Genomic DNA, 22,832 nt, shown 5'->3' on the forward strand with positions numbered 1-22,832 from the left:
ACAGAGTAAATACTCACGCAAACTATATATCAATAGTTATAAGATATTTCAGTTAGTGCATTAAATGGTATAAGACACCAACACCAGGTGAATTTTGTTATTGTTTGTTTAAATATAATAAAAATAAAAACCCGCAGCTTAATCTCTGCGGGTTTTTATTTTTTACAGCCAGAACTGCGTTCTTGCTAGCGGGCAAAAAGTTGACCGATATCTTTAAATGCCTTGAACTCAAGCGCATTGCCGCAAGGATCTAACAGGAACATGGTGGCCTGCTCGCCAACCTGCCCCTGAAAACGGATATAAGGTTCAATCACAAAGTGCGTATTGAATGATTTCAGGCGTGCGGCAAGCTGTTCCCACTCATCCCAGCCCAACACAATGCCGAAATGGGGCACCGGTACATCGTGACCATCGACCGGGTTGGTATGAGCCGAGTCCTGGGTTGCCGTTTTGGGATGCTCATGGATCACCAGTTGGTGACCATAAAAATCAAAATCTACCCATTGGGCGCTGGAACGGCCTTCAGATAAACCGAAGGTCTCACCGTAAAAAGCGCGACAGGTAGCCAGGTCATAGACCGGAATAGCCAGGTGAAAAGGGCTTAATGCCATATTGATACTCCCGTTGATACGCTGAGCCACTGCCTTTGACACCACTGTCACGGCAATAAACTTGGTTATGTTAGTGTTATGTTGTGTTTCATCATTGTTATCGATAAAATTTTTTATTAAAAACAAATAATATTGCTGTGACTGATTAAAAAAACAGATGAATGAGGCGGCGATGCTACGTGAGTTAAAAACTTTTATCGCAGTGACCCAGGACGGAACCTTCGCCGCTGCCGGTCAACGTATTGGTCTGACCCAGTCGGCGGTCAGTGCGCAAATCCGTGGGCTGGAGGATTATCTCGGTATGCCGCTGTTTGATCGCAGCGGACGAACGGCGGTGCTCAATGCGACGGGCAACCGTATCTTGCCGATGGCCGAGCAGATCCTGCAAATTTTTGCTGATATGTCACAACCCGAAACGCTCAATGATTTTCGCGGGGTGATAAAAATTGGCGCTATCTCGACTTTTCAGACCGGTATGTTGCCTGCAGTTTTGGTGAGGCTGCATCAGCAAGCACCGGCGTTGGAAACCAAGCTGATACCCGGCGTGTCTTTTAATCTGCTGACGCAGGTGGATGCCGGCAATATCGATCTGGCGATTGTGATCAAACCCGGATTTCCCCTGCCGAAGGATTTATATAGCGAAACCCTGCTGCGGGAACCTTTTGTCCTTATCGCCCCGACGGAGACAGTGGCGGAGGATCCGCTGCTATTGCTGCGCGAACGGCCTTTTATTCGTTACGACCGCACCTCTTTTGGTGGGCGTCTGGTCACCCAGTTTTTGCGTAGCCAGCGGCTGGAACCAAAAGTTGCGCTGGAGATCGATGAAATCGATGCCATTGTCAAAATGGTGGAGAGTGGTTTAGGGGTAGCGCTGGTGCCATTGGCCGGCTTATGGCTGGAGCGCAACGCCCACCTGCGGGTGATCCCGCTGGCGGAGATGACTTTCCATCGTGAACTGATCCTGGTAATGCGGCACAGTAACCGCCAATCAGCGCTGCATCTGCTGATTACCCGCTGCCTGCACGAGGTGGCCGGGGCGGAGTAACACGACGGGCAGACGCGTTGAGTGCTTGGACCATACAATAGTCTGAAATGACGAAAGGGAGCCATAGGCTCCCATTTCGCGGTGATTGAGGGTGAATTAACTGCTTATTTGTAGAGAACAGCAGTGCCATGCAGATTGTTTTGACCACCGGCTTCGATGATTTTGTAAGAGGTTGCCCCTGCAGCAGTGGCTTTAGCGGCCAATGTGGCTTCCAGTGAGTCCAGATTGTTATCAGTTGCGGTAACGGTTCCGAAGTCCTGTGCGGCCAGTGCACCGAAAGAAGCGGTAGTCAGAGCGATAACTGCAACAAAGTTTTTGATAGATTTCATGATTCAATTCCTGTTCGTTAGTGTTAAGAAGAAGACGCTGTGCCTTCGATGGAGTAATAATAGGCGGCATCCGCCAGGATGAATAGCGGACTGTTTTGTCTTTATCTGTCAAAATAATTGAATGTTAATTTATAACGGGGAACAGCATGTCATGCCAGCCACCCAAGGCTGTAGACGGCTGTGTTTTTCAAATGAACTTTGTCTGACGAAGTGACACTTATTCACTATGGCCTTAATGATTTATAAGAAGGGGAGGCGCAAAAGGATAAAAATTTATATCTCGTTTATATCAATAGGAAAATTATCATGGATGATCAAGTGAGCGCTTATGCTGCATTACCCCCCGCTAAAATATTGCTGGCTGCCGATCGGCCGGTAAATAAGGATAATGCTCCCCCGCATCCGCCGCCGATAATAAATCTTAAAGCGCCAGCCGAGCTACCGGCATTGAAGCAAACAGCCGTTGATTTCTCATCAACAATAGACTGCGGTGTCAGCGATAAGCAGGTGGTATCAGCCCTGATCAAGGCAACGGATAACGAAGATCAGAAGAAAAATATTTATGCTGATGCCTCGTATATGAATCGCTGGTTTGGTGATGCGGCAGATAGCGAGAAGGTTTTCGAGAATGAAAAAAATGCCTGGGAGGCGATAAAAAATACCGCCAGCATCATTATTAGCCACGAAGCCACGCAAAATAGCGTGGCTTATTTAGAACAGGTGATGGCGACCCATACTGTCGATCGCAGCGGCACATCCTTTGGCAGTCAGGCACCGTCAGCCTGGAAACCCAAAGCGTCCAGGGCAAGAGCCCCCAGCAGCGCTTCGACCGCGCCTTTGCTCCGTCACAGTCGGCAAGGGGGGAGCTCCCCACCTCGCGGCAATGACGCGGCCGGAGGATCCGGTTTTTTGCAGACAGCCAGCAAAGTCTTTGTCCCGCCCGCGCTTAACCCAGATAACAACCATGCCCACGCCAGAGCGGAAAATCCAGCCGTTGAAGATCAAAACAACCGCCCGGCGGAATTAAGCCGCCACCACACCCTAACCACGCTGTCAGGGCCAGGAGGCAGTGAGGTCTATGCCCGAAAAGTACCGGGCGGCGAAGGGTACAACACCTTCTATATTGATACCCAGCGCAATAAGCTGATGCCTTATGGCAGTGCCGTCAACAAAGACCAGCAGTGGCGGCGGGTCAGTATGCAAGGGGGGATCGCCAGCGATACTGTGGGAGCGGCAGGCGGTGAAGCGGATACCCCAGTCCCCCCGTTGCTATATGGTGCCGCTTTTCAGCGTACTGCGGAAAAATACAATGTCATTATCGGGGTGCGTGCCCCCAATTTGCTGAGTGAGTCGCTGCTGACGGCAGGGTATCCTTCCAAAAATTTCCATATGAAAGCCAAGTCTAGCGCTAGCGGACCCACGGCAGGATTTATCGCCGAAGACCCCCGTTACTCCAAAGTGTCGATTGCACAGCATGATACCCAGCGGCAATCTATTGCCAGGGCAAAAGAAAAAGGGGCATTGGCCGTTGATCTTAAATTAAATAGCGGTCGCATCCAGGAGCTGATTGATAAAAAACAGCTGGTCGATCTAGGTGAAGGCAACTTTAAGGCACAATATCCTGCTGGTGAATATCAGTTTAAAATCGAGCAAGACGGGACGGTGTTGGACGAAAATAATAACAATGTCAAAGTGATGACCAATCCTTCGCAAAGCAATGAACAGGGGGCGGCGATGCCGTTATCGGCAGCACTTGGCAATCAGCCGGTTGTGGCAGACTACGATCTCTTTACCCTTATCCCCCATGGCAATCAGTCTTATAATCGTCGGCCATTGACCATTCCGCCAAGGTCACTCCAGGGGAGTTTTAAGCTCCCTTATCTGCAGCCGCAAAAAAATGACGCCGCAGGCGAGGATCAAAATATGGGCAATGTGCATTTTTATGGCCAAACCATTATTGGCGATCTCAATAAAAATATCGCTGCAGAAGGTTATCAGGGGGGCAAGCTGGTTTGGCATAACGATGAAGCGGGCAATCCCTTTAGCCCCGGTTTAAATCCGGATGATGAACCGATATTTTTTATTCCCCATGAAAAGCCGGTTCAGGTACGGGTGTCCGGCAAGGATAACGCGGCAAAAAAAGCGGAGTTTACTAAGCAACTTTCTGATTTATATATTAAATTTAAAGATAAGGCCTATTCACCGGAATTTAGCCCGCGGCTGGGCCTCTAGCCTGCTCAAAGCAGGGTGAACCGTAATATGAGCCAGGAACATGGCAGGCGGTAATACTCTGTTTTTTAGACGCGCCAGTTTTCCGTATAGAAGGCATATATGCTGTGCACCATAAGTTATCATTGCTGCGCACTAAAATAGTGCAACAGCGAATTCCCGCTCCCCTGGGGTTTATTTCTTTAATGAAATAAGCACTGCCTCCCTGGCTCTTTAGTCGAGGGTTTCAGCATTTTCCGCTGTTATTTAGCGATATTTAAAAAATAACCGTTCAGAAAATCTGCATTTAACGAGGATTTTTTGGACTTGTTATATGGTGCGATTTGCTGGCTATTGCACTAAATGTGGAGTTATGTACTGGTATATCCGCTTATGACTAAATATTAATCCTGTAAATGTTAATTTCGTGTTTTTTTATGTTTGTTTGCTGTTACTCACACTCTTTGTAAAAGCCTGACGGTTATATTGACGATACCGATCAGAGTTGCGAAATTGATACCCACAGGATTGACCAGAACATTAATCGGGTAAAAATTTGCCGTCTTTTTTGGTGCAAATCGTTGCCCGGCAGCACCTCTGGAGACGTTTGTCCTACGTCTGAAACTTCACTTCTGCAGCTACCGGACAAGCGCGTCTGCCCGTAAATAAAAAATAAAGGGTGACGTGAGCTGAACACATAACACACACATCCACATCACCATTAATAAATGGAGCAAAAGCGATGAGAATTTCCTTGGGTAAATCAGGCATGCTGAAATTCAGTATGGGTCTGATTGCGCTGACAGTGGCGGCCAGCGTTCAGGCAAAAACACTGGTTTATTGTTCTGAAGGTTCGCCGGAAGGCTTCAACCCGCAGCTTTTCACTTCGGGTACCACTTACGATGCCAGCTCGGTGCCAATCTATAACCGTCTGGTGGAATTCAAAATCGGTACCACAGAAATCCAGCCTGGTCTGGCCGAAAAATGGGACGTCAGCGCCGATGGCAAAACCTACACCTTCCATTTGCGCAAGGGCGTGAAATGGCAGAGTAGCAAAGCGTTTAAAGCCACCCGTGATTTCAATGCCGACGACGTGTTGTTCTCCTTCAACCGTCAGAAAGATGCCACCAACCCGTACCATAAAGTTTCGGGCGGCACTTACGAATACTTCGACGGTATGGGCATGGGCGATCTGATCAGCAGCATCGTCAAAGTTGACGATTACACCGTTCAGTTCGTATTGAATCACCCAGAATCACCGTTCCTGGCCGATATGGCGATGGACTTCGCGTCTATCCTCTCTTCTGAATATGCCGACACCCTGACCAAAGCCGGCACGCCAGAAAAAATCGACCTGGAGCCAATTGGTACCGGTCCTTTCCAGATGGAACAGTATCAGAAAGATTCGCGCATTCTGTACAGCGCGTTTAAAGAGTATTGGGGCACCAAACCAAAAATCGATCGTCTGGTATTCTCCATTACTCCTGACGCTTCTGTGCGTTATGCCAAACTGCAAAAAAATGAATGCCAGATCATGCCGTACCCGAATCCGGCTGACATTGCGGCAATGAAAAAAGACACCACCATCAACCTGATGCAACAACCTGGGCTGAATGTGGGTTATCTGTCGTTTAACACCGAGAAAAAACCTTTAGATAACGTCAAAGTTCGCCAGGCGCTGACCATGGCCGTGAACAAGAAAGCGATTATCGAAGCGGTTTATCAGGGTGCAGGCCAGGCGGCTAAAAACCTGATCCCACCAACTATGTGGGGCTACAACAAAGAGGTCGTGGATTATCCTTATGATCCGGCCAAAGCCAAAGACTTGCTGAAAGAAGCCGGTCTGCCAGACGGGTTCACTATCGACCTGTGGGCAATGCCTGTACAACGTCCATACAACCCGAACGCGCGTCGCATGGCTGAAATGATCCAGTCTGACTGGGCGAAAATCGGTGTGACCGCCAAAATCGTAACCTACGAGTGGGGCGAATACCTCAAGCGTGCGAAAAACGGCGAACACCAGTCTGTGATGATGGGTTGGACCGGGGACAATGGGGACCCGGATAACTTCTTTGCTACCCTGTTTAGCTGCCAGGCTGCAAAAGACGGTTCCAACTATTCAAGATGGTGTTACAAGCCGTTTGAAGACGTGATCCAGCCAGCTCGCGCTGAGCCTGACCACGCTAAACGTGCGGCACTTTACCAGCAGGCTCAGGTAGTGATGCATGACCAGGCACCAGCACTGATCATTGCTCACTCAACCGTGTACGAGCCAGTGCGTAAAGAAGTAACCGGTTATGTTGTGGATCCATTAGGTAAGCATCACTTCGAAAACGTCGACATCAAGTAATAGCCTACTGAAATGCCAGGGAGCCACATAGCGCGGTGCGCGCAATCAGTGCCTGAAAAGGTACCTTCTGATTGCTACGCACCCTCTGTGTAGCTTACCGGCCGTTTCACCACGGCTATGGCGAGTGCGTCATCGTTGTACAAGCAATGTGAGCTAACAATAAGCCTGGAGGACTACGGTTCTCCGGGCATTTTATACAGAGAGTACGGGATATGCTGCAGTTCATACTCCGACGTTTGGGGTTAGTTATCCCAACGTTTATCGGCATTACTTTGCTGACCTTTGCCTTCGTGCACATGATCCCCGGTGACCCGGTGACCATCATGGCCGGAGAACGCGGTGTTTCTGCCGAGCGCCATGCTCAGTTAATGGCAGAAATGGGGCTGGACAAGCCTCTTTATCAACAATATTTCCATTATGTCAATGGCGTGCTGCACGGCGATTTGGGCATGTCATTAAACAGCCGTACCCCGGTGTGGAAGGAGTTTGTGCCTCGCTTTAAAGCTACCCTGGAACTGGGTATCTGCGCGATGATTTTTGCCATTATCGTCGGCATTCCGGTGGGGGTACTGGCGGCGGTGAAGCGCGGCTCCATCTTTGACCATACGGCGGTCGGGATCTCGCTGACCGGCTATTCGATGCCGATATTCTGGTGGGGGATCATGCTGGTCATGCTGGTCTCGGTGCACTGGAATCTCACGCCCGTATCGGGGCGCATAAGCGATGTGGTCTTTTTCGATGAAAGCCAACCTCTCACCGGTTTTATGCTGATCGACTCCTTGATCTGGGGCGAGCCTGGTGATTTCAAAGACGCCGTCATGCATATGATCCTGCCTGCCATTGTGCTGGGCACTATTCCGCTGGCGGTGATTGTGCGTATGACGCGCTCCTCAATGCTGGAAGTATTGGGTGAGGATTATATTCGTACTGCCCGTGCAAAAGGCGTCAGCCGCATGCGCGTGATTGTGGTGCATGCCCTGCGCAACGCCATGTTGCCGGTGGTGACAGTGATTGGTTTGCAGGTCGGTACCCTGCTCGGCGGTGCGATACTGACGGAAACCATTTTCTCCTGGCCCGGCGTGGGGCGCTGGCTGATTGAAGCCTTGCAGCGTCGCGACTATCCGGTGGTTCAGGGCGGTGTCTTGCTGGTGGCGACACTGATCATCCTGGTTAACCTGCTGGTCGACGTGCTGTATGGCATTGTTAACCCGCGCATTCGTCACAAAAAATAAGAGGCGTACAATGACTCAAGTTACTGAACCTGTCGCCGCTGATCTGGTTACCGGCGCACCGGCGCCTATGCCGCCAATGCGTGAGTTTTGGCACTATTTCAAGCGTAATAAAGGGGCCGTTACCGGCCTGGTCTATATCATTATCATGCTGGTGTTGGCCATCGGCGCCAATATGCTGGCACCGCACGGACCGGCGGAACAGTTCCGTGATGCCCTGCTAAAACCACCAGCGTGGATGGACGGTGGTAGCTGGAAATTCTTGCTGGGCACCGATGATGTCGGTCGCGATATTTTATCGCGTCTGATGTACGGCGCGCGTTTGTCGCTGCTGGTCGGTTGTCTGGTCGTGGTGTTGTCGCTGATCCTCGGCGTGATTTTTGGCCTGTTTGCCGGTTACTACGGCGGTGTGGTCGATGCCATTATCATGCGCGTGGTGGATATTATGCTGGCGCTGCCCAGCCTGTTGCTGGCGCTGGTGTTGGTGGCCATTTTCGGCCCATCCATCGTTAACGCCTCGCTGGCGCTTACCTTTGTGGCCTTGCCGCATTATGTGCGCTTAACCCGTGCAGCGGTGTTGGTCGAGGTCAACCGCGATTATGTCACCGCCTCCCGCGTGGCAGGGGCCAGTTCGTCCCGCCAGATGTTTGTCAATATTTTGCCCAACTGTCTGGCTCCGCTGATCGTGCAGGCCTCGCTCGGCTTCTCCAACGCCATTCTGGATATGGCGGCGTTAGGCTTCCTCGGTATGGGCGCACAGCCGCCAACACCTGAGTGGGGCACCATGCTTTCCGATGTACTGCAGTTCGCGCAAAGCGCCTGGTGGGTCGTGACCTTCCCTGGTGTGATCATTCTGCTGACGGTATTGGCGTTTAACCTGATGGGGGATGGCTTGCGTGATGCCCTCGACCCGAAACTCAAGCAGTAAGGGGAGAGAGATGGATACAACATTGATTGAAGATGTCGCGGTCGGCAAAACGCTGTTGACCGTAAATAAACTGTCGGTACATTTCGGCGATGAAGGTACGCCTTTCCGCGCCGTTGACCGCATCAGCTATAGCGTCAAGCAAGGCGAAGTGGTGGGTATTGTCGGTGAATCCGGCTCGGGTAAATCCGTTAGCTCGCTGGCGTTGATGGGCCTGATCGATTTTCCTGGCAAAGTGATGGCCGACCAGCTGGAGTTTGGCGGTCATAATCTGCTGGGCATTAGCGAAAAAGAGCGTCGGCAGATTGTCGGTTCTGAAGTGGCAATGATTTTCCAGGACCCGATGACCAGCCTCAACCCTTGCTACACCGTGGGTTTCCAGATTATGGAAGCCATAAAGGTGCACCAGGGCGGCAATAAGAAAACGCGTCGTCAGCGCACTATTGACCTGCTGAATCTGGTCGGTATTCCCGATCCGGCCTCGCGTCTGGATGTTTATCCGCATCAGTTATCCGGCGGTATGAGTCAGCGCGTAATGATCGCCATGGCCATTGCCTGTCGACCAAAATTGCTGATTGCCGATGAACCGACTACTGCCCTCGATGTGACCATCCAGGCGCAGATTATCGAGCTGCTGCTGGAACTGCAGCAGAAAGAGAATATGGCGCTGATGCTGATCACGCACGATCTGGCGCTGGTAGCCGAAGCGGCACACCACATTATCGTGATGTATGCCGGACAGGTGGTCGAAACCGGAAAATCTTCCGAGATCTTCCGTGCGCCTCGTCATCCTTACACCCAGGCGTTACTGCGCTCGCTGCCGGAGTTCTCCACGGATAAAGCGCGTCTGCAGTCGCTGTCAGGCGTGGTGCCGGGCAAGTATGACCGCCCTCAAGGCTGTTTGCTCAACCCTCGTTGTCCGTATGCCAACGATCGCTGTCGTAAAGAGGAACCTGCATTGCAGGGCGCACCGGGCCGCCAGTCCAAATGTCATTATCCGTTGGATGATGCCGGGAGACCAAGCTATGAGTCTTAATCACACCACCGGAACTCAGCCGCTGCTCAAGGCGATTGACCTGAAAAAACATTACCCGGTGAAGAAAGGGCTGTTCAAGCCCGAACAGACGGTAAAAGCGCTTGATGGCGTTTCGTTTGAACTTGAGCGCGGTAAAACCCTGGCGGTAGTGGGGGAGTCCGGCTGCGGAAAATCAACTCTGGGTCGCCTGCTGACCATGATTGAAGTGCCCTCGCACGGTGAGCTCTACTATCAGGGGCAGGACCTGCTCAAGCCGGATGTTACCGCCGAGAAGCTGCGCCGGCAGAAAATCCAGATTGTTTTCCAGAACCCTTATGGTTCTCTGAACCCGCGCAAGAAAGTCGGGCAGATCCTCGAAGAGCCATTGCTGATTAACACCACGTTAAGCAGCCAGGAGCGCCGTGAAAAAGCGCTGGCGATGATGGCGAAAGTGGGCTTGAAAACCGAGCATTACGATCGCTATCCGCATATGTTCTCCGGTGGTCAGCGTCAGCGTATTGCTATCGCCCGTGGTCTGATGCTGGATCCGGACGTGGTGATCGCCGACGAACCTGTCTCGGCGCTGGACGTGTCGGTGCGTGCTCAGGTGCTGAACCTGATGATGGATTTGCAGCAGGACCTGGGCCTGTCGTACGTGTTTATCTCCCACGATCTGTCGGTGGTGGAGCATATTGCCGATGAAGTGATGGTGATGTATCTCGGACGCTGCGTGGAGAAAGGTTCCAAAGAGGCGGTGTTTAATAATCCGCGTCATCCTTACACTCAGGCGCTGTTGTCTGCGACGCCGCGGCTTAATCCGGACGATCGCCGTGAACGTATCAAGCTGACCGGGGAATTGCCAAGTCCGCTCAATCCTCCGGCGGGTTGTGCCTTTAACGCCCGCTGTCGCCGGGCTTTTGGCACCTGTACACAGTTCCAGCCGCAGTTAAAGCAGTATGGCGATCAGCTGGTTGCCTGTTTTGCTGTTGATCAGGATGAGAAGGAAAACGCTGGCGTTTAAGCCGGGCGTTCAGGCTGTACCGGATGTGCCCCGCCAGACGGGGCACATCCTTTTTTATTTCTTGGCTACCGTCACCTGTTTAATCAAAGACCTCGACCAGGAAGCGTTTGACATGCCGGACCGCCTTTTTCAGGTGGCGTGGCAGGGTAAACCTCGTCCGTTGAGATAACGACGGGTGTCGTGGACACATAGCCGTCCTTGAAGGTGGCTTCAACAAAACTGGCCGTCCAGCCCCGTGTGGGATCCACGAGTTTTACCGTCAGGTTGTGGTTATCGGCTAGCGGAATGTCACTGGCGTGATAGCGAATATTACAGGCATAGCGAAAATCTCGCGCCAGCGGATTATTGGCCGACCAGAGTTTAATACTGACCGGGCTTTCGGAGAAAAATATCTTCAGCGTTTCTTCACCGGTTTTTTTCTCCTGCGTTACGCTGATGGCCGGCAGCGCTTTATTTTGCTGAATGCGTTTAACAAAAGGGATCAAGGTCTCGGTGGCCACGGTTTTAACGCCATAATGGCTGGAGTTGGGGACAACGCGCAGTGATTTTTGCCCCGGTAATTTATCGTAATAAAAACGGCTATTGTCGGGAGTATAAAAGTCGTCACCGCTGGCATTGACAATATATTTGGGGATAGCCAGCCGATGCTTATAGCTGCTATTGGCATAGGCAAGAGGATCCTGTATTTGCATTAATTGCGCAAACTGTGGGCTGGTTATCTGGGTGTCGATTTTTTCATTGTAATAGGGGAAAAAAGCGATCGGCCAGTTACCGCCATAGGATTTATACATATGGGTTAAGGCTTCTCGTTGATTGAGAAGATCAATAACAAAAGGCACGATGGCGTCAACGCGCGGATCGGCAATGGCGGTAAGCCAGCTTGTCCAGCCGCGTTTGGAAATGCCGGAGAGAATAAAGCGTTTAATGTGCCATGCCTTTAATTCTTGCTCGGCCAGCGACAGGGTTTGTGAGACCGCGCCGCTCATCGGAACTTGCAGGGGCAGTGTTTGATACTGTGGCGGTGCCTGCATAAACAATGCCCAACTGCGTGCCACGCTATCGTCCTCTCTGCGCGGCTTGCCGTCATTTTCAAAGGTCAGATATTGATTGGGAATATCACTGACGGCGATAACAATCGTCTGTGTTTCGCGCGCCAGCCGGGTGAGCATCTCGGTGGTGAAGTCGGTGGGAGGAGACGCTGACATGGAGGATGACGCATTATTGGTGCCATTATTGATAATCACTAAAGCCCGTTGGTTTTGCGGATGCGCCGGGATATAAAAAATGACGTTGTGCTGCCATTTTTCCGGGGAAACCTGGTGTTGCGGCGACCAGGTTTGTGAGTTCAACTGATAGTATTTTAAGCTTATGTCTGGCTGTTTCTCTTCTTTTATCAGTCTGTAGTCCAGGGGTTGTGCCGCCAGCGCCTGGCGATAGTCGGGTAAAACATGGCTATAACCCGGGTCATCGCTTTGACTCATTGACTGGGAAAAAGTTGTTTGGCTCAAGGAGGGAAAAGAAAACACCAAAGCAGGAATGATTAAATAAGAATTAATTTTCATATATTGTCTCTCTACAGGTGGGTTTTTTATTACACTTTGTGGTTATTTAATTTAATCCGTAATTTCAATTGGGTTAATACTTCGCTTAATTTAATTCAGTGCAATGAAAAAGCGTGATTGGTTTATTATTATTGGATGTGCATAACGCTTAGCATCATAGCCCAGTTAATTTAATTACTAATGATTATCTTTTTGCAATGTTATTTTCATTTATATTTTGTTAATGGCTTAACGCTCAAATAGTATGTTGGCTAATAAGTTATTCTTAATTTTGCCATCAGGCAGGGCTTTCTTACTGGATGATGTCCACTAAGCTAATTGGTAGCGGTGATTTAATCAACGTTTATACATATAATGAATGGCATCAACAATAAAAATACGCGACAGTTATTATTCTGGTGAAATAAATCGTTCACAAAAATATATTAAAGATAAGCGGGGCGATAAGTCGGCAAGGCGGATAAAAATAATTGTGCAGGGTGTTTGCGTGGCGAATTCAGGTCTGGGTTAGCGCTTTGCTGCATCAAAACCTGATGCAGCAAAGCGCAGAGGTCGTTACTGCTGACCCTTTGCAGCCCACCACGACAACAGATGCAGACTGGAAGAGTAATAATCTTCTTTTGCCTGCAACGTGGAGTCGATAGCGCCGCTGTTGGCCATGGTCAAATCACGGATGGCCAGGGTACCCGGAGAGAGGTTATAGCCCGCTTTGCTGCCGGTCATCACATCTACCCAGGCTGGGGTCTGTTCACGCGGAAACTTTTGCCAGAACTGGATAAAAGGCGACAGCTGCGGACTGCCGGGATGCGCCCATGCCAGATAAAGTGGAATGCGGATAGCATCAAAGCTGAATCGGGTTGGCCATTTGCTGCCGGGCGTCATGGTACCGTCGGTTTGTATCGTCACCCAGTCGGTTGGCAAGCGATAAGGTCCAAAGGCCATGTTGTCCAGCATGCGCGTGGCGCTCTCGTCCAGTTCTTTCCAGACCTTCAGATGGCTACGTTGATAAAAGGCTTTCCAGGCGGGGAAAATAAAGTACGACGGGTTTACGATAATGCTGCTGGTCTGATCAAAGCCGGAGATCCCCGGCAGCATCACTTTATAACCGGCAAAATCCATCACCGTATATTTGATCAACGCCGCCTGCAGTTTATCCGATGCCTGGGTATAACTCGGTTGATGCCATTTTTCACCGGCCATCAACAGCGCCCAGGCAATAAGGGTATCACCGTCCGAGGCGTTATTGGCATCGGCGACTTTATCTTTGGCTGCCGGATCATAGCGCCAGGAGTAGAGGCCAATCTCTTTACGATAAAGCCGCGTATTGGCCCATTGCCAAAGTTGATCAAAGGTCTTTTGATCGTCATTGAAAACGGCCAACACCATACCAAAACCCTGACCTTCGGTATGGCTGACATTATGATTGGCGGTGTCGATAATGCGCCCATCGGGCATCAGAAATCGATTTTTAAAGGTGGACCATCCGTTGTCCTGTGCCATTACAGCTGAGGAAAACAGGGATAACACCAGGCTAAACCACAGCACAAGGCTGCGCGCCCGAATTGGCAACATAAAAAATCCTTACAAACCATTTTGATAACGGAAAATGAAACCACCTTCCGCGGTGGTTTCCAGCCAACGAACCGGGACCTGGGCATGATTGCTCTGGGCGTTCAGCCATTGGCTATATGCGCCTTCGAGTACCGCAATCAGCGCGGTTTGCCACAGGATATCATCTTGTCCCTGGGAAGGAACAGGCCAGGCAAGGTGGCGCAGAGATAAATATTGTCCGGTGGCGTCGATGCTGACGACGCCCCAATCAAAGCGGGCCAGCAGAGCGTTAAGATTGTCCTCCAGTTCGCCGACGGTACCGGCAGCGGGCAGCGTATGCTGCGCTGCCAGATTGCCGCCAATCATCTTGAGAAATTCCCGGGCATCTTCATCCTCGGCAGAGGTCAGAATGCCGGAAAACAGGGCCTGGACCAGGTTAAACCAGCCAGGCTGCTGCTGACGCTGGCGGTAGTAATCTTGTACCCGTTGCGCATCGTTAAATTGTTGCATGCTCATTCCTAATTACTGGCCCATTAAATAACGGAAGTAAACATTGGCGGTGCTTTCGTTATAGTCGCCGAAAGTATCGTAGCCAACTTGTCCGCCAATCTGCATATTTTTATTCAGGTGATAGCTGCCACCCACGCCCGCATTCCAGCCAATACCGTTTTTAGTGCCGCCAGGGTAGTAGGCTTCTGCTGCGGTATTATTGGCAACTTTGGTTTCCAAAGCAGCCTGGAGATCCGGATTATTCGGGAAGTAGGCGCTCTTGTCCTGGGTATAGGATTGGTAGCCGACAGCACCGTGCAATTTAAGATCCCAGTCGTCATATTTCTGGGTGTAGTCCACCGGGAAAGAGACGCTGACATAGTTCTGCGGGCTGAAGTAACCACCTTGACCATAGCTGTAGTAGCTGAGGTTTTTGTCGTAATTCATATAGCCGATATTAATACCGGTTTGCAACTGGCGGTCATCATAGCGATAAGGGCGAACATACATGCCCGCATTGGCGCTGACGCCTTTGTTATCTGCTACGTTGGTACCGCGATAAGCGTAATAGCCACCGCCTGCATAGAAGCCGGCATCACCATTGTCGTAAGACAGGTTGACGCTGCCGCCGTTTTTGGTGACCTGACCCCAGGTATCGCCAGTGTAGGCGTCTTTTGTACCGACATAGGAGAGGATACTGTCGGTAATGGCACGACGTTCGGCAGTTACGGTCAGTGTGGTGTAATCATTAAGTTTAGGTGCCCATTGCAGCCCACCGACCAGCGTACTCAGGTCCTGGCCCAAAGGCGTACTGCCCAAATCGGCTTTATAACTTTCGCCAGACAGAGAGGAACTCAACTCAACGCCGGACTCATTTTGCGTGCCCGAGGTAGTCGCTGCCTGATAATCGGAGGCCGTGGCGACATAGGTTCCGGCATTAACCAGTGCCTGGGTGGAAGAGCTTAATACGCCATGCAAGGCACCCGTACCAAAGCGGGTGTTACCCGAACCGCTACTGCTGCCACCGCTAAGAGAAATCGGTGTAACGCCCAGAGTCAGACGGGAAGAATCAAACGGCACCGTAGAGAAGGTCATTGGCGCTTTGGCTTCGGTCAACTGACTTAAGCCGCTTTCACCATCACGTCCACGAATAGACATATCGCCCTGTACCCAAGTCGCGGTTTTATCCTGCAGGGTATCGAGCATATCGTCGATTTGCTTTTCGGTGGCATTGCGCTGTACCACGGCTGTTGGCGTTGCCCCCGGTAGCGGTGCCGTACTGCCAGCATTGGCAATTTGATCGCTTTGCTGCCAAGGCAGTACCGTGCCATACACCGACTGGGTAGTGGTGCGGGTGCTGCGGGTCGATTTATTGATAAACGGATTATCTGCCGATTGCAGTCCGGCAACCCGAGCCGAGCCGTCAACGCCTTCCAGACCAATCATCTTGCCCTTGGCCGAGCGCAGCAGCGCCAGTGCCTGGTCGTGATCGCCCTGGGCTTCGGCTACGCGAGCGGCCAACAGCAGACGATCCGGCGTACGCGGACCATTGAGACCGGCCATCAGCGTTTGCGCGCGTTGATTATCACCCTCGGCCAGAGCAATATTGATCGCCCCCATCCGTGCATCCTGCGTTGGCGTATCGTTGCTCATCAGATAGTTATAAACCTGACCGGCTTGCTTGTTCATTTTGCCCGACTGATACAGACGCGCCATGGCCAGCATTAAATCGCGGTTTTGCGGATCCGCTTGCAGCGCCACAATCAGCTTGTCGTAGGCGGCGGCATACTGGCCCTGATCGCGCAACTGATCGACCTGGTTGATGATATAGCCGTTTTGCATATTGGCCAGCGCGGTTGGCGTGCTGGTGGCGCGGATCTGCGGATTTTGCAGGAAGCTTTGCGCCTCGGCACCAAGCCCGGCCTGATTCAATACGGTGATCTGGTCAGCATAGTCCCCGGCATTGCCGTTGATACCCTGCGCCATATTTTTGCGCACCAGACTCACCGCCATTGGCAGGTCGCCGACTGCGGCAAGATTGCGAGCCAATGCACCGACGTCTGCCGGAGCAGAAGGCGGATTCTGTGCCAGTGCGCGTAATGTATTGGCCGCTGCGACGGTATTGCCCTGTTGCTGATAGGCTTCGGCGGTGGCCATTTGCTGATTAAAGTTGGCGCGTTGCGCCAAATCGCGCATACCGCTGTTCTGGCCGCTGCGCGGAATACGTGACAGCAGGCTGCTGGCGGTAGACCAGTTTTTGGTTTCGGAGGCAAAGAGTGCGGCTGCATAGAGGTCGGTCGGCGTCGCGCCCGGACGGCTGGCACCGGCCATTAACGACTGTGCCTGGGCACCGTTGCCTTGCTGTTGCAGAATACGCGCCATATCCAGTTTGACCCAGATATTGCCCGGGGCTCTTTCCTGTGCCTGTTGCAACAGATTCAGTGCGCGCTGCGGATCGTTTGCCGCCACGGCCTGAGCGGCCTGACGACGCAAAGGTTCGACCATATCAATCGGAGTAGGCGGCTGCAGTTTATTACGCAGCGCCCCCGGCAGAGTTTGCAGAACCTGGGTGGCTTCGGCGCCTTTATTTTCCTGACGCAAGACATAATAGAGGCCAGCGCGGGCATCGGGATTATCCCCCATGGCGCTATAAGCCTGTTCAGCCGCTGGCAGGTCGCCTTTGCGGCGCAGAATATCAGCGCGCAGCAGATTGGCCGCCAGACCTTTATCACCACCGGCCTGGGTCAATGGGGTAATGGTAGCCAGCGCTTTGTCGTAACTGCCGCTGGCGGCGGCGCTTTTCGCCTGCGCCAGTTGGCCGTAGAAACGCGAGTCCTGTGCCTGATTGCTCAGTTGGCTACTGTTCGGGCCGCCTTGTGCTGCAGCGCGGGACAGATAATCTGCCGCCTGGTCAAAGTTGCCGCTACGCTGGGCAATATAGCCCATGCCTGCCAACGCATCGGTATCGTTAGGATTGTCACGCAGCACGGTTTCAAATTTGCTTTGTGCATCGCTGACATTGCCGTTGTTGAGGGCGGTAAAGCCCTGGCCCTTGGTGGCCCCACCAATATTTTTCTGGAAATAGGCCATGACGCCGGTATCGTTGGGATGGCGTGCCTGATAACCCTGATAGAGTGCGCGATCGCCTTCCTGCGGCGTCATCCACAGCAGTGCCTGACGCAGCGAACGGTCCGCTTCCGGACTTGAACCTGCCAGCGTAGCCAGCAGATTAATACCGTCACGGCGGGTAGATTCCTGATAGGTCAGAACTTTACCCAGCCCCAGACGCGCCGAGGGATCGTTAGGATGCTGAGCCACGCGCTCTTGCAGGCCGCGGATCGCTTCCGGCTGCAGCGTTTTATCGCCCGCCATGGTCAGATAATATTCGGTGGCCAGACTGTCGAGCGGCTGATTACCGTTAAAAATAGAACGATAAGTGGTCAGTGCGCCGCTGATATTACCCTGTGCTGCCATCTGCCGCGCCGAGGCCAGCTGTGCCGGCGGGATTGACTGCAAGACTTTGGCGCTATTAAGGGAGGCCAGCCGCGGATCCTGCGGCGACACCTGGGTTAATTTGTCACGCCACTGATTGGCGGCGGTTTTGTCACCGCCCTGCATGGCGTAAAGCGACATCAGATACAGTGCCTGGGTATTGTTGGGATCGACCAACAATATTTTTTGCAATGCATCTTTTGCCAGATCGTCATGTGCGCGATCGTGCCAGTAGCTGGCCTGATCGAACAGCGCTTTCATCGCTGGATTGCTGGCGTCGTCTGCCATGGCTATCATTGGCAGGGTCCCTGTGCCCACAATTCCGACGAGATAAATGGCCCGGATCACTGCCTGGGACAGTCTATTTTTTTTCATTTTCAACTCCGGTTATCACCCTGTTGCCGCCCGAGTTATTGGGTTTTTTCATTTTTATTTTTTCTTATTCGATGGTCGACCGAGGCGTTTAGCCGCATGTCGTGCCAGCATGACGTACAAACTCAGGCCAACCAGCAGTGATACCGCCACGGCGATCAGCGACAAGATCACAATGTGGGCACTGGCGTACCAGAGCACCATCATGTACCAGGGCATCTGGCCGGTTGGGAACTGCTTGCCGACGGTGAAACTGCGGATACCGTTCTCATCGGTGATAATGGCGATATCGCCACGGACACCGGCGTTGATCCGCGCCGATTTCAGGTCATCGTGGATCTTCAGCAGCTGGTTACCGTCGGTACCCGTTGCTACTACCACTACATGACCATTCGACCAGCGTGATGCATAGCTGACAAACCCGCGCCATGCCCCCGTCGAGGAGAGATAACGGTCAGCATCCACCGGCTGGCGATACCAGTCGCCGGTCAACCAGGCGATAGCACGTTGCCATTGGGTCGGTGCTTTAACTCCCAGGCTATTGTTGTTGATATTAAACGGTGATTTTTCGAATAGCTGCTGATTGAATGGCGTATCACCCAGCGTGGTAATGGCCAGAATGTCACGGTCAAACAGCGGGTTGTCGCTGGCATCCCCTTTAATACCAAAAGCGACCTGAACGTGGCTGACAGGTACACCGGTGGCCTTGCCTGCGCGTGCTGCCATGTTCAACAGCATCTGAATATCGTTGGCACTGGGTGCGTCCGGTAACAGCATCAGCGTTTCTGTAAAGTCAGCCAGTTTCGAGAACGGATAAGATGCGCCGACGAAATAGGACAGGTTTGGCAATTGGGTAAAGTGGTAGCTGCCGCTCAAATCAATATAGGAATTGGGATCGATACGGCTTTTGATATTGTTGCTGGTCAGAATGCTACAAGGCGCATTTGGCTTGGGCTTGATACCAAAATAGAACTCCAGCTGGTTATCACCGTAAATCAGGTAAGGAGCCAGTTGCAGCGTGTAATGTTCCTGACGACTGTCACCGCCCAGTTTCCGCCAGATGTTTTCCACCAGGCCGATCTTGTTCACGGTTAAATTGTGCAGGAAGGTGCCGTTGATCGAGACATTCAGCACCGAGTTGTCTTCATCCATCCAGCTTTCGGTCGGGAAGCGATAATTGATCTGTACCGGAATGGTGTGACCATCCCACATAAACAGGTCAGGTGCCGCGCGGAAACCGACACGGATACCGTCGTGATAAATGCCGTTAGAAGTCAGCGGATTTTTATCGCGTGCGGCCATTTCACCGAGGGTGACCTGGCGGGTCGTATCAATCCAGTGCGGCGCATCATAAGGCTTGCTGGCCGGAATGGTGGCCTGGGTTACAGCAATAGAGCTGCTGCCGTTGGGCAATGGCGCACTGATCAGACGATAAGCAGCCTGACGTATTTCGTTTTCATCATGTCCCAACACCAGCAGCAGTTTATAGACCGGATTGATCGGGTTATCGATAATCTGGATGCTTGCGCCGTCGCTGGCGGGCAGGGTCAATGAGCCGATTTTATCCCCCGGTTTGCCAAACAGGATGCCGTTTTTGTCGGGCAGATCGTTGAGCACTACCGGGAAATTGACGTCGCGGTAGTCGGAAAGCATACCGAGATAGGAGGCAACCATCGCCGCCGAGCTGACGTCCTGCGGCTGCATGGATGCCGAGAATGCCATCGGCACCTGCGATTCCTGCATTTGCAGCGGATCAAAGAACGGCCGTGGGAAGTTACCCATATTAAGGCCAATATTCAGTTGCTGACCTTCCAGTTGAATACTGGTATTCGGCAGAATGGTTACCCAATATTTTTCTGACTGATCTTTCTCGCAGGTCATGGTGTTGCTGTCATGCACGCGGAAGCTCAGGTTATTGCTCGACACCACCATGGCAGAAGGGATGTCCAGTTCATAGACATCACCGCCGTTGCTGCTCTGGGTTAACGGCAGGCTGCCCAGCGGCTGGCCGTTTAACATCAGTTCCAGCGTAGTATCGCGGGCAATCAGCGCCGGGGAGATTTTTAACGCCAGCGACAGTTTGGCGTTGGTTGTCACCTGATCGCTGGGCACGGTAAACATAATACCGGACTCCAGTTGGCCGCCGCCGAGGGTCAGGCCATTTGGCTGCCCCATTTCCGCAACTGTCACTTTATTGCCGATAGGTTGTACCAACGGCTGTACCGCCAATGCTGCAGAGAGCGGTGAACCGGCATCCACTGTTGTCGGCAGGGTGCTTGTCGCGGGCTGCGATTCATCGGTAGCAGCAACAGGTGGCGTGGCTGGCAGCCAGCTTGGTGATGGCGGGATATTACTGCCAGTGGCCGCTGCCGAGGTATCTGCCGTCGTCATATTTTCCTGTGGTGCTGCCAGGGTCTGCACCAGTGGCAGCGCTCCCAAGGCCAATAACACACCACGGGCCAGCTTGCTTCTTAAAGAAGTCTTTTTGGGTGAATTCTGTGCTTGATTCATGCTACTTCACTCTCGCTGCCAGGCTTGTCGGCTTTTTTACTGCTGTGACGCTCTTTCCATGTGTTGTAAAACAGCTCAAACACACAGCGCACAATGCTTGCCAGAGAACGCAGAGGGTTATCCTGCGGATAGTCGGCGCCAATCCAGGCATCAGCACGAGCCAGAACCACTCGCACTAACTCACGGCGTTTATCCAGAGTAAGATTTTCAAATTTCAGGCGCATCGCCTCTTTGTCACCGCTGATCTGGCTGACAGGGAAGCTCTCCGCACCGGACTGCAACTGAATTTCTACCTCTTCGATCTCTTCGTTGAGATAACGGACGTCTGGCGTAATCAGCTGCACCCCGCCCATTGACATATCAATGGTGCGCGTACGCAGCGAGATACCGTTGGCGTAGTGGACAATTGCCGGGATCTCCACGTCAATGCGGATGGTTTTGCGCACCTGACGGGTCTCTTTGGCCACGGCAATCGCTGCCAGCAGGATCAGTACGCTAAAGCTGCCCCAGGCAATATTGAGCGCCACTACGTTCGGGTCGATATTGAAATAGGTGTGGAACACCATGCGGGCGATGCCATAACCAATACCAATCATCAGCAGAATGGCGACGATCAGATGAGGTTTCACTATGTTGAAATCGAAGAAGCCCACATCCAGCAAACCGCCTTTATCCGTTACGTTGAACTTGCCGCGTTTTGGCGCAAACATGGTCACAATCGTTGGCAGGATCAGGTGGAACGCCATCACGGTTTCGTAGATTTCACCCCAGAAGGTGTAGCGGAATTTGCCGTTCATTCGTGAGTTGACGTATAGCGACATCACCAGGTGAGGCAAGGCATAAGCAAAGATCAGGCTCGCCGATGATGAAATAATGTTCAGGTTGAACAACAAGAAGGCGATAGGTGCGGTCAGAAACACCACGCGTGGCAAACCAAACTGGAAGTGCAGCATGGCATTGAGATAGCACAGACGTTGCGGCCAGGTCAGACCACGGCCAAATAATGGATTGTCAACGCGGAAAATCTGCGTCATGCCACGTGCCCAGCGGGTACGTTGGATCACGTGCAGACCGAGACGTTCAGTGGCCAGACCGGCAGCCAAGGGAATATCGAGGAACGCGGTATTCCAGCCACGACGCTGCATTTTCAGCGCCGAGTGGGCATCTTCGGTCACAGTTTCGGTAGCAAATCCGCCGACTTCTTCCAATGCTACCCGGCGGATAACCGCACAGGAGCCGCAGAAGAAGGTCGCATTCCAGTTATCGTTGCCTTGCTGGACCGGGCCGTAGAACAATGCCCCTTCGTTGGGGATCGAGCTGGCCGGCGACAGGTTACGTTCGAACGGATCGGGTGAATAGAAGTAGTGTGGCGTCTGAATCAGCGCCAGTTTCGGATCTTTCAGAAAGCTGCCGACTGTGGCCTGCAAGAAGGCGCGCGTGGCTACGTGATCGCAGTCGAACACGCAAATCAGCTCACCCTTGGTCAACTTCATGGCATGGTTAAGGTTACCGGCCTTGGCATGAGCGTTGTCATTACGGGTAATGTAGCCGACACCGGCATCCGCCGAAAACACAGCAAATTCATCGCGTTTGCCGTCGTCGAGCACGTAGATTTTGATTTTGTCTTTCGGATAATCAATACATTGCGCGGCAAGTACGGTATCACGCACTACGTCGAGGCTTTCATTATATGACGGAATATAAACGTCAACGGTTGGCCACAGATTCATATCACTTGGCAAAGGCTCAATGGTGCGTTTTAGTGGCCAGGTGGTTTGCAGATAACCCAACAACAAAATAAGCCAGACATAGAGTTCGGCCAGGAAAAGCCCGATCCCCAAAATGGCTTCAATGGTGGAATTAAAATGCAGGGTTTCGGTGGCACGCCAGTAAATATAACGCGTCGACATCATCGTGGACATAATGACCATAACAACGCTGATACGTTTATTCTTACTAAAGCCCAATAAAAATAAAATCCCAATACTAATCAACCCAAAAATATACTGCTTTGGGCTGTCCATTGGCGTAATGATAATGACTGCCGCTACCGGCAGTAAGAGGATCACAAGCAGAGAGAACAGGAATTTAGTCATCGCTTTAGGGTCACTTTTAACTTTCG

At 52.1% G+C, this 22,832-nt stretch carries 15 protein-coding genes; 7 read left to right on the forward strand and 8 right to left on the reverse strand.

Going from position 1 to position 22,832, the window contains the following annotated elements:
- Positions 1-185 precede the first annotated feature (185 nt).
- Positions 186-611 (reverse strand): VOC family protein, encoded by a 426-nt coding sequence (locus tag GW590_RS15770; RefSeq protein ID WP_169404015.1) that lies wholly within the window; start codon positions 609-611, stop codon positions 186-188.
- Positions 612-783: 172 nt separating this feature from the next.
- Here GW590_RS15770 and GW590_RS15775 point away from each other — a divergent pair, with 172 nt between their 5' ends.
- The gene (locus tag GW590_RS15775) at positions 784-1,656 is read left to right on the forward strand and encodes a LysR family transcriptional regulator (protein WP_169404016.1); all 873 of its coding nucleotides are present in this window, start codon (positions 784-786) and stop codon (positions 1,654-1,656) included.
- Positions 1,657-1,760: 104 nt separating this feature from the next.
- Here GW590_RS15775 and GW590_RS15780 read toward each other — a convergent pair whose 3' ends face one another.
- Positions 1,761-1,985 carry a YdgH/BhsA/McbA-like domain containing protein gene (locus tag GW590_RS15780; RefSeq protein WP_169404017.1) on the reverse strand — a complete coding sequence of 75 codons (225 nt, stop codon included), beginning with the start codon at positions 1,983-1,985 and terminating at the stop codon, positions 1,761-1,763.
- Between the two features lie 306 nt (positions 1,986-2,291).
- Here GW590_RS15780 and GW590_RS24630 point away from each other — a divergent pair, with 306 nt between their 5' ends.
- The 6 genes from GW590_RS24630 to dppF all read left to right on the forward strand — a co-directional run bounded on the left by GW590_RS24630 (position 2,292) and on the right by dppF (position 10,733).
- Complete coding sequence (locus GW590_RS24630; RefSeq protein ID WP_169404018.1) at positions 2,292-4,217, forward strand: anthrax toxin-like adenylyl cyclase domain-containing protein; 1,926 nt, start codon at positions 2,292-2,294, stop codon at positions 4,215-4,217.
- 718 nt (positions 4,218-4,935) lie between these two features.
- Complete coding sequence (gene dppA, locus GW590_RS15790) at positions 4,936-6,543, forward strand: dipeptide ABC transporter periplasmic-binding protein DppA (RefSeq protein ID WP_169404019.1); 1,608 nt, start codon at positions 4,936-4,938, stop codon at positions 6,541-6,543.
- Between the two features lie 212 nt (positions 6,544-6,755).
- A complete protein-coding gene (gene dppB, locus GW590_RS15795; RefSeq protein ID WP_169404020.1) occupies positions 6,756-7,775 on the forward strand; it encodes a dipeptide ABC transporter permease DppB in 1,020 nt (339 codons plus the stop codon).
- Positions 7,776-7,785: 10 nt separating this feature from the next.
- Complete coding sequence (gene dppC / locus GW590_RS15800) at positions 7,786-8,700, forward strand: dipeptide ABC transporter permease DppC (protein WP_169404021.1); 915 nt, start codon at positions 7,786-7,788, stop codon at positions 8,698-8,700.
- 10 nt (positions 8,701-8,710) lie between these two features.
- Complete coding sequence (dppD, locus tag GW590_RS15805; protein WP_169404022.1) at positions 8,711-9,733, forward strand: dipeptide ABC transporter ATP-binding protein; 1,023 nt, start codon at positions 8,711-8,713, stop codon at positions 9,731-9,733.
- Complete coding sequence (dppF, locus tag GW590_RS15810; RefSeq protein WP_169404023.1) at positions 9,723-10,733, forward strand: dipeptide ABC transporter ATP-binding subunit DppF; 1,011 nt, start codon at positions 9,723-9,725, stop codon at positions 10,731-10,733. Before dppD ends, dppF begins: the two co-directional genes overlap by 11 nt.
- Positions 10,734-10,816: 83 nt before the next feature.
- On the opposite strand, the gene GW590_RS15815 is transcribed toward dppF, so the two are convergent.
- The 6 genes from GW590_RS15815 to bcsA all read right to left on the reverse strand — a co-directional run bounded on the left by GW590_RS15815 (position 10,817) and on the right by bcsA (position 22,806).
- Positions 10,817-12,295: a PhoPQ-activated pathogenicity-related family protein gene (locus tag GW590_RS15815; protein WP_169404024.1), complete on the reverse strand. Its 1,479-nt coding sequence runs from the start codon at positions 12,293-12,295 to the stop codon at positions 10,817-10,819.
- 555 nt (positions 12,296-12,850) lie between these two features.
- On the reverse strand, positions 12,851-13,867 hold the full coding sequence (locus GW590_RS15820) for a glycosyl hydrolase family 8 (RefSeq protein WP_169404025.1): 1,017 nt from the start codon (positions 13,865-13,867) through the stop codon (positions 12,851-12,853).
- Positions 13,868-13,876: 9 nt separating this feature from the next.
- Positions 13,877-14,356: a cellulose biosynthesis protein BcsD gene (bcsD, locus tag GW590_RS15825; protein ID WP_169404026.1), complete on the reverse strand. Its 480-nt coding sequence runs from the start codon at positions 14,354-14,356 to the stop codon at positions 13,877-13,879.
- A gap of 12 nt (positions 14,357-14,368) precedes the next feature.
- Positions 14,369-18,202: a cellulose biosynthesis protein BcsC gene (locus GW590_RS15830; protein WP_169404027.1), complete on the reverse strand. Its 3,834-nt coding sequence runs from the start codon at positions 18,200-18,202 to the stop codon at positions 14,369-14,371.
- A 54-nt stretch (positions 18,203-18,256) separates the two neighbouring features.
- Positions 18,257-20,710, reverse strand: a complete 2,454-nt coding sequence (gene bcsB, locus GW590_RS15835; protein ID WP_169404028.1) for a cellulose biosynthesis cyclic di-GMP-binding regulatory protein BcsB — start codon at positions 20,708-20,710, stop codon at positions 18,257-18,259.
- Positions 20,707-22,806 carry a UDP-forming cellulose synthase catalytic subunit gene (bcsA, locus tag GW590_RS15840; RefSeq protein WP_169404029.1) on the reverse strand — a complete coding sequence of 700 codons (2,100 nt, stop codon included), beginning with the start codon at positions 22,804-22,806 and terminating at the stop codon, positions 20,707-20,709. The genes bcsB and bcsA overlap by 4 nt, the downstream gene beginning before the upstream one ends.
- Between the last annotated feature and the right edge of the window lie 26 nt (positions 22,807-22,832).

The sequence above is a fragment of the Rouxiella aceris genome, assembly GCF_012933545.1.
GTDB lineage: Bacteria > Pseudomonadota > Gammaproteobacteria > Enterobacterales > Enterobacteriaceae > Rouxiella > Rouxiella aceris.

Coding starts and splice junctions, on each gene's coding strand:
- GW590_RS15770 (WP_169404015.1), bottom strand. CDS start 611: ATGGCATTAAGCCCTTTTCACCTGGCTATTCCGGTCTATGACCTGGCT.
- GW590_RS15775 (WP_169404016.1), top strand. CDS start 784: ATGCTACGTGAGTTAAAAACTTTTATCGCAGTGACCCAGGACGGAACC.
- GW590_RS15780 (WP_169404017.1), bottom strand. CDS start 1,985: ATGAAATCTATCAAAAACTTTGTTGCAGTTATCGCTCTGACTACCGCT.
- GW590_RS24630 (WP_169404018.1), top strand. CDS start 2,292: ATGGATGATCAAGTGAGCGCTTATGCTGCATTACCCCCCGCTAAAATA.
- dppA (WP_169404019.1), top strand. CDS start 4,936: ATGAGAATTTCCTTGGGTAAATCAGGCATGCTGAAATTCAGTATGGGT.
- dppB (WP_169404020.1), top strand. CDS start 6,756: ATGCTGCAGTTCATACTCCGACGTTTGGGGTTAGTTATCCCAACGTTT.
- dppC (WP_169404021.1), top strand. CDS start 7,786: ATGACTCAAGTTACTGAACCTGTCGCCGCTGATCTGGTTACCGGCGCA.
- dppD (WP_169404022.1), top strand. CDS start 8,711: ATGGATACAACATTGATTGAAGATGTCGCGGTCGGCAAAACGCTGTTG.
- dppF (WP_169404023.1), top strand. CDS start 9,723: ATGAGTCTTAATCACACCACCGGAACTCAGCCGCTGCTCAAGGCGATT.
- GW590_RS15815 (WP_169404024.1), bottom strand. CDS start 12,295: ATGAAAATTAATTCTTATTTAATCATTCCTGCTTTGGTGTTTTCTTTT.
- GW590_RS15820 (WP_169404025.1), bottom strand. CDS start 13,867: ATGTTGCCAATTCGGGCGCGCAGCCTTGTGCTGTGGTTTAGCCTGGTG.
- bcsD (WP_169404026.1), bottom strand. CDS start 14,356: ATGCAACAATTTAACGATGCGCAACGGGTACAAGATTACTACCGCCAG.
- GW590_RS15830 (WP_169404027.1), bottom strand. CDS start 18,202: ATGAAAAAAAATAGACTGTCCCAGGCAGTGATCCGGGCCATTTATCTC.
- bcsB (WP_169404028.1), bottom strand. CDS start 20,710: ATGAATCAAGCACAGAATTCACCCAAAAAGACTTCTTTAAGAAGCAAG.
- bcsA (WP_169404029.1), bottom strand. CDS start 22,806: ATGACTAAATTCCTGTTCTCTCTGCTTGTGATCCTCTTACTGCCGGTA.